Here is a 14,262-nt window from a genome sequence, read left to right as displayed (position 1 = left end):
ATTGTCTTGGGTTGGCATAAGTATTGTTAATGGTGGACTTATTTTGCTTTTGTAGTCTTTCAGTACAGAGCTATTTTTAACTGTTCGGTCTAAATCTTACTACCGGATACCACTGTAACTCTCTATGTTATTTGTAATTTATTGTTTCGGTTTCCAGGGTGCAAGAGAAATTACAGATCAATCATGAATTATGAAGGTTAAAAAATTTCATAATTCATAATCAATAATTTATAAATTTTTTGTCTGCTCGACCCATTTCATCACTACATGAGCAAGGCGAATGTTCTCTAGTCGATCAATTTCACGTATTCCTGTGGGACTGGTGACATTGACTTCTGTCAAGTAGCCACCAATTACATCGATACCGACAAAAACTAAGCCGTCTTGACGTAAGGTTTCGGCAACTTCGGAGCAGATTTCGTGTTCTTTTGGGGTAATTTCGGTTTTGGCAACTGTACCACCAGCAGCCATGTTATTGCGAAATTCACCGCTAGCAGAAAGACGATTAACTGCTCCAATTGGTTTGCCATCAAGAAGGATGATCCGTTTATCTCCTTGTTTTGCCTCTGGGATAAAATTTTGTACCATTACAGGTACTCCACCCCGAAGAGTACTGAGTTCGATGATCGAGTTGAGGTTGCGATCGCCTGGTTGCAAAATTAAAATTCCCTCACCAGCTTTATTACCCAGTGGTTTGAGAACTGCTGTACCTTTTGCTTCCACAAAATCTCGGATAATCTGCTTATCGGCGGTAACAATAGTCTCTGGTATTACCTTGGTAAACTGAAGGGCGTACATTTTTTCATTTGCCGCTCGAATACCGCTAGGACTATTGATTACCAAGGTTTTGTTTTGGTCAATGTAGTCCAGAATGTAGGTGGTATAGAGGTATGAAACTGTAACTGGTGGATCTGTTCGCATGAATACAGCATCCATTGTTTCCAAAGACATGCAGATGCTCTTACCCAGTGTGTACCAAGGATTTGCTGCTATCCAGCCTCCCTCCACCAGTTCAATAGGCACGAGTTCTACCCGTTGCACAATAGCCCATGCTTTCCCTGCTACTACACTTAGTAAATTCGCTTGGGTAATCCAGACTTCATGTCCCATGACATGTGCTGCTTCCATTAGGGCGACGCTTGTGTCGTGACAAGGGTCAAGGGTCTGGATGGGATCAATAATAAAAGCCAATTTCACGCTTTCTGCCTCAATTGCCAGCAAATTCCACGGTCATTTAATTTAGATTATCCCCTGATGGTTAAACAAGTTTTGCGATCGCTCCCCAATCAAAATACCATCGAACTCCTTCATCTAGACGCTATTGCCAGAAGCTAATAAATTATCTAGCTGTCCTCTGGCGTCTAAAGCGTATATATCATCACAACCACCTACGTGAACATTATTGATAAAAATTTGTGGTAAGGAGCGTCTTCCATTTGCTCTTTGAGCCATTTTCCCCCGTGCGCTCTCATCTCCATCAATGCTGTACTCGGTGAAGTTTACCCCCTTTTTCTTCAGTAAGCTTTTAGCGCGGATGCAAAATGGGCAAGTCCTCCAAGTGTAAATTTCTACTTTCGCAGCCATAATGTCCTCAATTTTATTTAATAATTCTTAAATTTTAGAATTTTATTGCTGGAGGTGGATGCTTTATCCTGTTTTTCTCAAATTTTAAGCAAACCTTTCATTTATCATACTCATTTTTGAGTATAATAAATAGTAATTTTGATACTATTTCTAACTATTTTATATAAGGGCATTTGCTGATGAGCGTGTCACTAAAAAATAATAACAAACTCATGCAAATGCTTATCCCATAAAACTTATATGAATTGCATCTAGTTGCGTAACAAACCGATAATATTCGAGTTATAATACTTACAGCCTCAGAAATTGCACTGATAAAAAATTAGAATAATCAAAAAAAATTCAGTATTTGCCGCATAACAACTAAAAATCTAATGCATAAATTTAGCCTTGCCATGCTACTAATGTGAATTAGCAAATATTTATAAGAATGGCTGGCTGAAAAGCGAATAGGGAATAGGCAACAGGTAACAGTGGTAAACCCTACCAAGAGCAGCTGTGTGCTTCATCCTTACCAAAAACAGTTAGAGACTAAGATATTCATATTCTTATATTTTTATCTTAGGAATTAAATATCTACGTAATGGCAACAATTATCACATTACCTAACTACATCAACGGTCAATGGTGTGCATCTAATGCTACAGAATTTTTAGATGTAATCAACCCAGCGACGACAGAAATATTGGCAAAAGTTCCTCTGTCAAGTGCATCTGAGGTCAATCAAGCCACGGAAGCAGCCGCCGCAGCTTTTGTCACATGGCGGCGAACTCCACCGACAGAACGGGTACAGTATTTATTTAAACTAAAAAATTTATTAGAAGAAAACTTTGAAGATTTAGCCCGTACTATTACCCAAGAATGCGGTAAAACTTTGGCTGAATCGAAGGGTGAGATGCGCCGCGCCATTGAAAATGTCGAAATTGCTTGCGGTATTCCGATGATGATGCAAGGGACAAATCTGGAAGATATCGCGCGGGGAATTGATGAAATGATGATTCGCCAACCACTGGGAGTATGTGCGGTGATTGGGCCGTTCAACTTTCCAGGGATGATACCATTTTGGTTTATGCCCTATGCGATCGCCTGCGGTAACACCTATATTGTCAAGCCTTCGGAAAAAGTGCCACTGACAATGCAAAAAATCTTCCAGTTACTAGACAAAACTGGGTTCCCTAAAGGTGTAGTCAATCTTGTGAATGGGACGAAACAAGCTGTAGACGCAATTTTGGATCATCCCCAAATTCGGGCAATAAGTTTTGTTGGTTCCACACCTGTAGCAAAATATATCTATAGTCGAGCCGCAGCCAACGGTAAGCGTGTCCAGTGCCAAGGCGGCGCGAAGAATCCGATTATTGTCCTACCGGATGCAGATATGGAAATGACCAGGCGGATTACTGCGGATAGCGCCTTTGGTTGTGCAGGACAACGTTGTTTAGCAGCCTCAATCGCTGTTACTGTTGGGGAAGCACGGCAAACTTTTACAGAAGCGATCGCAGAAACTGCCAAAAAGCGGGTCGTAGGTAATGGTTTAGAACCAGGGGTAGAGATGGGGCCAGTGATTTCTGCCCAAAGTAAAGACAGAATTGAGGCTTTAATTCAAAAAGGCGCAGACAGTGGTGCGACGTTATTAATAGATGGACGCCAACCAGACATTTTTGGACATGAACAAGGTTACTTTGTGCGTCCCACAATTTTGCAAAATGTCGATCCGGCGAGTGAAATAGCCAAAACCGAAATTTTTGGGCCAGTACTGAGTTTAATCCATGTGAATAATATTGATGAAGCGATCGCTTTCGTCAACAGTGGTCAGTATGGCAATATGGCTTGTTTGTTTACCACCAATGGTGCAGCAGCACGGAAGTTTCGTTATGAAGCAGAGGCTGGTAATATCGGTATCAACATCGGAGTCGCCGCACCCATGGCATTTTTCCCTTTTAGCGGCTGGAAAGACAGCTTTTTTGGCGATTTACACGGTCAAGGTAATCATGCAGTTGAGTTTTTTACGCAAACGAAAGTTGTGGTAGAACGCTGGCCGAGTGAATGGTCACGTCAGTTTTAGTAGGAGTATGCAGGTGTAAATTGGCGATAAGCTGCTAATGCATCCTGTTTGGTTTGTTCTGGAACGATGGGAAATGTGGTGAGGATGTAAGTAAATTCTGCTTCAGTTAAGCCGTAGAGATGCGCTATTATTCCATCGAGTTCGGCGCGGAGTTTGGCGCGTTCCGTTTCATCGGTAACGCCACATTGTAGAGACGTTAAATTTAACGTCTCTTGCGCCAGTTCGTCAAATTCTGGGGTAGTGCAGATGAGTTTGGCGGCGCGTTGTACTATGTCGGTGAAGTAGCGATCGCCTTCTGTTAGGCGTGGTATTGGTAGTTGGTAGATGTAGAACATATTGATGTTGGCAGATACCATTTGCCGAGCATAAAAATCAAGCACAAAAGAATTAAAAATAGCTTGAGCGACAACTATTTCAGAACTTGATATTTGAGTATGATTTGACGAAACTAAGATTGAATTACCACAAAAGACATTGTTTGGTATCCCACCAACAATAAGTGTTCTTGCGTCTGTATTTCTGGCTATAGCCCTAAACCCTAAACGATAACTTTGATAATCTAACTTCTGACCATTATCATTTCCATTCCTTCCCAATATTGCTTTCCTACCCTCCTGTTCATCTACCCAATATCTTGGTTCCGCAAATTGATGCGTAAATTGATGAATCATCTTACCTTCATAAAGCGGTATCCTTCCTTTCCCAGGCTGTTGCTTAAATAAATGACTATCATTAGTCATGTCAAATTCACGAGTTAACCGCAGATTCCATTTACCATCAATCTTTTCCCCCAACAAAGGAAACCTCAGCATTTTCTCAGCAATGCGGACATCCATCTCATTCTTAAACTCCATCACCGAAAGCGAATCAGGCGACAGTTTCCGCACCATATCAAAACTTATCCGCAAACTTTCTGAACTCGGAAATCTTTCCAACTCCTGTACATCAAGTCGCATAAAAGCCGATGGAAATTCAGTTGTTTTACCACCTTTAGCAAAGGTAAGGACAACTATTTTAAAACTACGATGAACACCTTCAAAAACTTCTTTACGATTCTCCAAACAAAATAATCCAGTCACCTTTGTTTGACAAAACAACATTTCTCGCAGTTGCTTAGTTCCTAAATCAGTATAAATTCCACTGGGAATGACAATTCCACATTCCCCACCATCTCGCAGCAAATGAAAACAGCGTTCAACAAATAATTTATAGAGATTAATATCTGTACCAGCTTTTTTACCATTAACAATAGAAATCTGATTTTTATAATCTTCAGATGAACGATAATAAGAACTCACATAAGGATATTGACTCTGGTATTCTAACCAAGCTTCTGCAATTTCAGGTTTTTGTAAAAGTTTATTTTGTTCTTTCTCAAAAGTCTTGACATCCATTTTATTCTTCGTCACCAGTTCGTTATGCTGTGCGAAAAACTCTTTAGCTTGCGGTTTGAATATCTCCCAAGGCGGATTTGTAATAATCGCATCAAAGCCACCCCGTTTTAACACCTTGTCAAAGTGATAACCCCAGTGAAAAGGTTTCAACGCTGAAATATCTTTAACAGTCAAAACACGCTTCTTTGACTTTCCATTTAACTGAAATTCCTCATATTTAATCCCCAGACGCTGACTAAACTCATCCAACAACAAAAAATTTAACTTCTCTTGTGATTCCTGGTTGAGTTGTTCAATATGTCGCCGCAGATTTAACAACCTTGTATCTTGATGAGTTCCCTCATCACCACCAGCTAACTTTTCTTCACCAGGAATAAAAGCGTGTTTCTTGTAAAGTTCAATCGACTTATTTTTATCTTCTAAAATAGCCTTGTAATTAGCCGCAGCAAGAGGTTGTAAAAGATTCCCTTGTAGAGACGCACCATGGCGCGTCTTTACAACATCAAATGCAGTTTCATCGACTCGAATTAACCCAATCAGCGAATTTCCCGCCATAATATTAAAATCAATATTTGGTAGCGGTTCTAATTCTTCGACTTTATGAGCAGAAGAAACCAACGCCAAAAAAAGACGTAATTTCGCAATTTCCGTTGCTTCCTCCATGATGTCAACACCATAGAGGTTATTAGTAACAATTCGCTTTTTGATGAGATATTCTATAGAAATGTGCTGGCTTTTTTGATGGTTTAACCAGTCTTTGAGTCTGCTATCTCCCTGTAATTCAATTGTACCAATGACGGCAGCATAGACTAAAATGAGTGTCTTCATAGCTGCTACAAGAAAAGCACCAGAACCACAAGCAGGATCAAGAATTGATAAATTGGGGAGAATCCCATCTTTTTCGTCAATTAACAGACTACAAATATTTGTGTCTAATTTAATTAATAATTCATTGATATCTTCAAAAGATTTATACTTCTGAGATAGCGCGTCATTTACTTTATCTACAATCAATTTGTGAATTGTTCTATCACAGAGATATTCTGTAATTTGCGGTCTAGTATAATAAGCTCCAAAGGCTTTCTGATTAATATATTTTTCAAAAATATAACCCAACACATCAGGGTTGATTTCATCGTCGTTACCTTCTGGTGTGTCATCTAAGTTCCAAGAATAACGAGCAAATAAATCTAAAACTCTTTCAAATCCTTCATCAGCTATATCTATTTTATATTCTTGCTCAATGCGATGTTGGAGAAAGAGTCCCCCATTCAGATATCTCACCTTACCTACTAACACCTGAACTGATGCATTGCGTTGTTCTTCTGGTTTAGCAAAACTTTCAAAAAACAACGCTTGCAAAAATTCATGATAATAGCGGTTCTCCCCACGTTGCTTACTTTCTTTTAGCTTGTTTGGCAAATATTCTAAATCACCATTATCAATAAACCCTTTACGCTGGAGAAAATAAACAAACATCAAGCGATTGAGAAGCACTGATGTATACCAGCGTCTGTCAGTTTCGTTATTAATTCCTTTAACATAAAGTAAAAACTGTCGATGTTCTTCTTGAAATTCCTTATAAAACTTTTTAGTAACTGGCTCAACATCAAAAGCTTTTTGCAGTCGATGAGCTATTTTGACTACATTCGGTTCACCCTCTTCAAGTTCAGTGATATCAATGACGAGAGAAGCAAGCTTACCTAAAAATGAATCTCCCGATTGACCCTTCACATACAAATGGTCACGAACTATTGAGACGCGATTAATCGCGTCTCTACTTTGTCGTTTTACCCAATACCAAAGACTGCGGGTGCGTTGATTACCAATAAAAATCAGCAGATTTTCAGCTTTTAATTTAGTAACTTCTTGGTGAATAGCAGCACGAATTTTCGCTTCTGGAATAGTATCATCTGCTGCGGTTACTTCAAAGACAGCCACACCAGAAATCTCAGCAATACACTTGTATTTATAAGTCTTATTCTCAATTTCCAACGAAACAGCCTTTCTCTGTGTTGATTGTGACCAACCTAACTCCTCTATAAACAAATCCTCAAACTGGAAATGATAGAGCAAATCCCGTGTTTTTTGAAAATTAAGTGGCATAATTTACTTTTTTACCTAATTTGATCTTGGAAAAATAACCATGAAAAATTCACCCTTCAAACATGTTGTTTGGGGTTAAATGAACTCACATCCGCCTAAGCAGATTTCATTAAAATATTTTAATTAAAGTAATATTTTTAACAATAGCTTTTATACGTTATAAACGCTGACATCAAAAAAATGCTTCAGTGTTTACACATAGTAAGCAGATAAAATGCCATTAAATAAAATATGATTTAGAGAGAAAATTAGTAACTTTTATACTCTAGAAAAATTAAATATAACTCGATTCAAAAAATGTTTGCGACACATTCAGAATATAAGACGCGATAAATCGCGTCTCTACAGAATTCATCTGTCGGATTCTTTTTCAAATTGGTATAATTTTGTTGGGATGATAATTTACAGCATCACTTTTCCTGAAATAATCCCAACGAACAAATAATTTGAGGTTCTCGTTTCTCTACCTCTTCACTAACAATACATAAACGATCATCCATCCGTAGGGCTACTATTAATTCTGCCAATTGCTGATTACTAATACCGCTTCTGATTTGCCGATTTAAAGTATCAATGGCTGACTGTCTTAACGGGTAACGATAAATATCATCTATTGCTTTTAGCAATTCATCAGTAATAAATAAAGTCCCTTTCATTTCCTGAACATAACTTTTTAAGCGTTCATAAGTGCGGAACCTTGCACCTGATGGTCTTCCCAATTGACCACCCATATTTTTTTCTTCCTCAGCAATCAGTTCCGTACCTTTTTTAACTAATTCGTGATGCTGTTTATCTCTGGGAATGGCGGGAGTGGATTCTTCACAAGTTGCCATTTTTAAAACAGCTAATTGCGATTGAGTAACACTTTTTCCTTCGCGATCAACATAAATTAAAGAATCATTCCCCTCAGTGGTTTTCATATAAAGTAATACTCCCTCTGGTTGCACAGGTTGGGGAGTATGGGCGCGAGTAGAATAAACCACATTTGACATTTCTTCAATCATCTTTTTCAAAGCTGGATTATCATCCGTAGCTTTTTTCCAAATTTGAAATGCTTCCGATGTTAAGTCTACTTCTGTGTCTTCTTCGCCATCCAAAATTCCAGATTTTTCATTATAGAGGTCGAGAATTACTTGAGTATCATCATCTTCAAAAAATGCTTCATCGGTTCCTACTACTTCCGCATTTTCTTGTAGTCGTTGACGCAATCGTCCCCGCAAATTAATGATGCGTTCTATTCCCTCTGCTGGTAAAAAAGAATAACAGAGAATGTTTTCAGCATTTTGTCCAATCCGGTCTACTCGTCCCGCCCTTTGGATTAGCCTAATAATAGCCCAAGGTAAATCCCAATTGATGATAATTGCACAGTCTTGCAGATTGTGACCTTCACTGAGAATATCAGTAGTGATTAAGATACGTAATTCTTGAGAAGGAGTGATGCGATCGCCTTTTCCATTACTTACAGGACTAAACCTTCCGGTCAATTCCGTAGGGTTTTTTGATTGACCTGTCACTCCTGCTACATGAGTAATCTTGATCGCCTGTAGATTCTCAGTCAGATAACGTACCGTATCGGCAAATTGGGTAAAAATTAGTATCTTATCTTTTGGGTGAGTTTTTGTTAGCAATTCGACCAAAGTGGCAAATTTTTTATCTTCTTGGGAATTCCACTCGCTACAATCTTGCAACACATTGATCAGTGCTTTAGCATCCGCCAACAAATCCCGTTTTAATTTTTTAATATCAAATAGTGTAGAACGCAACCACTTAAATCGCCGTTGATAGCGAGTTGCATATTCAGTATAAATTAACTCTGCTTTTTGGCGAAAACTTTTTTCTGTTAACCCCACCCCCTTCTCCCTCCCCGCAAGCGAGGAGGGGATGTAATCTTCTTCTATGTCTTCTATATCTACTTGCGAAAAAGATTTAATATAACATTCTTCCCCTCTCTCGGCTTGCGGAGAGGGGGGTAGGGGGGTGAGGTCTTCTTCGGTTTCTGTGTCAAACAAAGTTGCTATAACCGAATCAGCATCTTCATCGTTATTACTTGTATTTAATAACTCACCATCCTGAGTACCAATAGGAATATCAAGTCCTTGTTCTAGGGCATATAAATAGATAAAATTTCGTAAAATATGGCGTTCAATTGATTGGATGAAAGCAATTCCGCTACTTTCTAAACGTTTAAATAAATTGGTGCGGGAAAATCCCATCAATCTACGTCCACCCCGAAATAATGCATTCAAAAACCGTTGTTCAGTTTCTGTAGGTGGTTGTTTATGTTTGGTGACAACGTAATTTCCTAATCCATAACGAGGTAGATTTAGTTGATTAATTATCTCTACAATCGACTCAGAATAAAGGCGAGAATAAACGTCATTATCACAACTATCTAAAGTAAACTTGACAGTACGAGGAATGCGATCTGGGAAATAAGAACGACTCCCGTCAGAAAATTCTAAATATTTACGTCCAGTTGCATCTATGTAGGCATAATTATCTTTAATAAACGATCGCGTCCGCCGTACCATGTAGCGTTTCATCAACTCTCGCCAGTCGTCGGAATGTTCGCTTTTTTCAAAAGCTGCTAAAGAACGTACAGAACATTGATGTCTTCTAGTAAACTCTAATTCTCCAAGTTCATTGATTAAAGCTTCTGGTCGAAAACCTAAATCCTGGTCTTCTGGCACAAATAATCTTAATTGGGAAGAAAGGTCAAGATAGGTTTTGTTATAAGGTGTAGCAGAAAGTAGAATACATTTACTTTCGTTATTCTTAATATATTCTGCGATCGCTCTATATCTTTTTCCTTCCCGGTTACGTAAATTGTGACTTTCATCTATTAACACAACTCGGTAGCGACGTAACTTTGGTAATTCGACAAGTACTTTACTAATCGGCAAAACTCTAGCATATAACTTATAGTTATCAACATATTCCTGCCACATTTGCACCAAATTTTTCGGGCAAATAATTAGCGTTTCTAAAAAACAATCTTCCTGTAATATTTTCGCAAGGGCGGTTCCCACTAAAGTTTTCCCTAAACCAACCACATCCCCCACCAACACCCCACCACGTCTAGTAACATGACGCGCTGCTAGCTGTACTGCTGCTTTTTGAAAATCAAATAAATTGTTAAATTCACAGGGAATGCGAAACTCTGAAAGTCCAGCGATCGCCTCATGAGATAAGTGATAAGCAATCTTGAGGTAAATGTGGTAAGGCGGGATTAATTCTTCCCTCGCCCAACTCTCATCAATAATTTCCGCTAGTTCTTTGGAAATATCTATACAACCGTATTCTTGCCAACGATCATCAAACCATTTTTGCAGTTTGTTGCAAGCATCGTGGTCTAAAATATCAACATTCAATTCCCCTTGTTTAGCCAATCCCGGCAAAGTCAGGTTACTACTACCCAAAAATCCGACTATTGGTGCATTTGGATCTTGTCGGTGTACAAGGTACAACTTAGCGTGGAGGGGGTGACGCAGAAACAGTTTAATAATGAGTTTCTTAGTTTTTAGCTGATAACTTAACCGTCGCAAACCCGCTTCATCTTGATTCGTAGGCGCACCGATAGTTAACTGTTGGCGAAATTCAGCCGCCATCTGTTTTTTATAACGCGCGATCGCACTATTATCGATCCGCCCGTCACCACTACCAAGGGTGAAAGCTGCATGGACTTCATCACTCTCACGACTTTGCATCCCAATCAGCAAACGACAACAAGCTTTTTCGTTGCCAACATACTGTTCAATTAAATCATCTATTTTTCGCCAACCTCTGAGATTAAAATAGCCAACGCAAAAATCTGACCGATAAGAAACTTTGAGAGTTTCTCGCAAAATCGGTAGCAGTTGCAAATCTATGTTGTCAAAGATGCGTGGCATGGTTTCATACTCAATAGAAGATTTTGTGGTGAATTGCTCACCGACAATTTTCTACGAGTATAAGCAACAAAAAGTTCCATATGGGATAAAACGAGAATCCCAATCCCAATCCCAATCCCAATCCCAATCCCAATCCCAATCCCAATCCCAATCCCCAATCCCGATCCCCAATCCCCAATCCCCAATCCCCAATCCCCGATCCTCAATCCCCGATCACCTATCCGACGGTAAATTTGCAAACACCTGTTTAACTAACTGCTTGGCCTTGTTGTCTAAACGTTGCCAGTCCACATCACCCACTTCATCTATTAAACTAGTATCAATCTCAACTGCATCATTGTTGGGGGAAGTGTAATCAAGAAAACACACTTGATAACATAATTCCCATAAATCTACGCTGACTTCTTGCTCTTGACGCTGCAAAAACAAGTGATATCCTGGATGGGGAATTGGCAGACGAGCTAGTGTCTCCCTAATTTCTATGGCTTTTTCTGGTGTTGCAGCTTCTAGTTCTTGCAAAAGCTTCGTAACAATAGCTTTTGTATCTTCTGTGGTTTCTAGGGGCCAAATCAGTACATCCTGGTAAGTTCCTTTCCAATCAGATAGATCCAGTAGCTTGCGAATGTTATCAACAACGCGAATGAAAGCAGGTTGCATGAGGAGTTCAGCCTGCTGCCACGCGAGTGAGTTGGTGATTTTAGGAGGCATGGGTACTAAAAAATGTTATTGAAAAATAAATTAACAATTTGTATCTATTAAAAAGTGCGTTTTACGTGCAAATCTTTATTTCAAGATAGCGGATTTTATCGAGCAAAGCTTGGAGATATTTATTACCATTTGGCAAAACTGGGTGTAAACACTGGGGAGGGAATATGATTGGCAAGTTACTAGACCACCGATACCAAGTTATCCGAGTTTTGGCAACAGGGGGATTTGGAGAAACCTACATTGCCGAGGATACGAAGCGACCGGGTAATCCTATTTGTGTGGTGAAGCATCTCAAGCCAGTTAGCACCGACCCTACAATCTTTGACACTGCCAAGCGATTGTTTCACAATGAAGCCGAAACTTTAGAAAAACTGGGTAATCATGACCAGATACCCAGACTTTTGGCTTATTTTGACGAAAATCAAGAATTCTATTTAGTACAAGAGTTTATAGAAGGACATCCTCTGAATGATGAACTAGTTGCTGATGAAGCTTGGACTGAGGGCGAAGTTATTGATTTATTGATAGAAGTTCTCAGTATTGTGGAATTTGTTCACAGCCACGGGGTAATTCATCGAGATATCAAGCCAGATAATATAATTCGTCGTGCCTCTGACCATAAATTAGTTTTAGTAGACTTTGGCGCTGTCAAACACTTACGTTCTCCTTCTGGATATCCCCAAGCATTCGGTGGTGGACAGTTTTCTGCAACAGTGGCGATCGGTACTCCCGGTTATATGCCTACAGAACAAGGACAAGGTAAACCCCGCCCCAACAGTGATATTTATGCTTTGGGTATTATTGCGATTCAAGCATTGACAGGAATAGCACCAATCGATTTGCAAGAAGATACCCAAACTGGTGAGATTCTTTGGCAACATTTAGTACCTGTCAACCAAAATTTGGTTGCAGTTTTAGACAAGATGGTACGCTATCACTTTAAAGACCGCTACCAAACTGCCACAGAAACACTACAGGCATTGTATTCTCTGGGTATGCATTCTGAGTCGATAGCAAACCCCAGAAAGTCTAGCTACCAATCTATCAAATCTCCATCGCTTCAGTCTCAGCAGAGAACTGTCGCTGTTGCACCTGTAAATCGTGCAGTTTCAAAACCAGCAACCCCTCAGCCTCAGCATACTACCATTCGCAGAAGTTCCGGTGGTCTTGATTTACTACAGCTATGTATTCTGGTGATTTTGGCAGGTAGTGCAGCTGTTGTCGCCCCAGCTTTAGTCAAAAATGTCGAAAATTTCACTACTAGTTTTTCGGGGGGTAATGACACAGCCAGTAACTGTTTTGTTGTGGTTGGTGCAAATAAAGTTAATCTCCGTTCCGAACCAGTGGCGATCGCCAATGACAACATTGTAGAAACACTTAGTAAAGGCAAGCAATTAGAAGTCACCGGTAAGCGGACAAAAGCTGGTTGGGTAGAAGTTAAAATCGACCCCAAGAACTCAGCTTGGATATATTCGGATGCAATCAAAAATCAAGAAGAATGGGTTTCTTGTCTACGAGATAGAGGGATTGCACTTAAAACAGTAGATGATAGTACTGTGATTGCTAATCGCCCCCTTCCGACAAAACCTGTGGTTGATGTACAAACATCACCGTCAAAAACATCACAACCTTTATCATTACCTTCACCTTTCCTACAATCAAACTCAGATAAACCACAAAATAAAGCTGTCAATAAAAGTGCTAGTGAAATTTTAGAACAAGCAAAAGAGAAATATGAATCTGGGGATTTAGACAGTGCGATCGAACTTCTGAAGTCTATACCTTGGAATGCATCCGACTTTAAAGAGACAGCAGATATTATCACCCAGTGGCAGCAAGATTGGACAAAGTCAGAAGCTTTATTCAATGAAATTAATAAGGCACTAGATAATGGTCAATGGGATAAAGTTTTGGCTTATAAAGATCATCCCGAAAAATTACCCAATATTGAATATTGGCGAAATAAAATTGAACCGTTATTCAAACAAGCAGCTGATAATCAGGCTAAAGAAAAAACTACTAAACCTATAGCTACTCCGCAGTAGAGATGGGATTGGGCAACGGGGATAAAACGCAATACGGTTCAGTTAAGAAAAAATGTAGGTTGGGTTGAGCGCAAGCGAAACCCAACAAAGCCTTGATAATGTTGGGTTGAGGAACGAAACCCAACCTACGCTAGTTTTAGTTTTTAGCCTTAACTGAACCGTATTGGGATAAAACGGGCATAAGGAGGACAAAGAAGACTTGTCAGTTATCAGTTATCAGTTATCAAATTAAACTGTTAACTGATTCATGCCCAATGACGAATGACAAATGACGAATGACAAATGACGAATGACAAATGACGAATGACAAATGACGAATGACAAATGACCAACTACTAACCACTAACAGTTCTATGATGGAGGAATAGGTTTTGTTTGGTGTTGCCACGTCCTCGAATTACGGCTGACAACGGCTGGTAAATTGGAGACAGGCACGCTTAGTTTAAAACTGACCAAACGGATAAGGATAGGTA

General features: G+C 39.4%; 7 protein-coding genes. 2 read left to right on the top strand and 5 right to left on the bottom strand.

The window, feature by feature from the left end:
* Positions 1-228: 228 nt before the first annotated feature.
* Positions 229-1,197: a glutathione synthase gene (gshB, locus tag ACE1AT_RS12360; RefSeq protein WP_374868646.1), complete on the bottom strand. Its 969-nt coding sequence runs from the start codon at positions 1,195-1,197 to the stop codon at positions 229-231.
* A gap of 114 nt (positions 1,198-1,311) precedes the next feature.
* A complete protein-coding gene (gene grxC / locus ACE1AT_RS12355) occupies positions 1,312-1,584 on the bottom strand; it encodes a glutaredoxin 3 (protein ID WP_374868644.1) in 273 nt (90 codons plus the stop codon).
* A gap of 583 nt (positions 1,585-2,167) precedes the next feature.
* On the opposite strand from grxC, the gene ACE1AT_RS12350 reads away from it, so the two are divergent.
* Positions 2,168-3,646 (top strand): CoA-acylating methylmalonate-semialdehyde dehydrogenase, encoded by a 1,479-nt coding sequence (locus ACE1AT_RS12350; RefSeq protein WP_374868642.1) that lies wholly within the window; start codon positions 2,168-2,170, stop codon positions 3,644-3,646.
* Here ACE1AT_RS12350 and ACE1AT_RS12345 read toward each other — a convergent pair.
* The 3 genes from ACE1AT_RS12345 to ACE1AT_RS12335 form a co-directional block, all read right to left on the bottom strand.
* Complete coding sequence (locus ACE1AT_RS12345) at positions 3,643-7,146, bottom strand: Eco57I restriction-modification methylase domain-containing protein (RefSeq protein WP_374868640.1); 3,504 nt, start codon at positions 7,144-7,146, stop codon at positions 3,643-3,645. The two genes, ACE1AT_RS12350 and ACE1AT_RS12345, sit on opposite strands and share 4 nt — an antisense overlap.
* Before the next feature lie 410 nt (positions 7,147-7,556).
* Entirely contained in the window at positions 7,557-11,036 is a 3,480-nt protein-coding gene (locus ACE1AT_RS12340) for a helicase-related protein (protein WP_374868638.1), read from the bottom strand.
* A 213-nt stretch (positions 11,037-11,249) separates the two neighbouring features.
* A complete protein-coding gene (locus tag ACE1AT_RS12335) occupies positions 11,250-11,744 on the bottom strand; it encodes a hypothetical protein (protein WP_374868636.1) in 495 nt (164 codons plus the stop codon).
* Between the two features lie 164 nt (positions 11,745-11,908).
* Here ACE1AT_RS12335 and ACE1AT_RS12330 point away from each other — a divergent pair, with 164 nt between their 5' ends.
* Entirely contained in the window at positions 11,909-13,789 is a 1,881-nt protein-coding gene (locus ACE1AT_RS12330; RefSeq protein WP_374868634.1) for a protein kinase, read from the top strand.
* Positions 13,790-14,262: the final 473 nt, after the last annotated feature.

It is taken from the genome of Pelatocladus sp. BLCC-F211 (genome assembly GCF_041928655.1).
Classification (GTDB): Bacteria; Cyanobacteriota; Cyanobacteriia; order Cyanobacteriales; family Nostocaceae; genus Pelatocladus.
The sequence above is the reverse complement of the archived record's forward strand: the minus strand, read 5'-3'. Positions and strand labels throughout refer to the sequence as shown.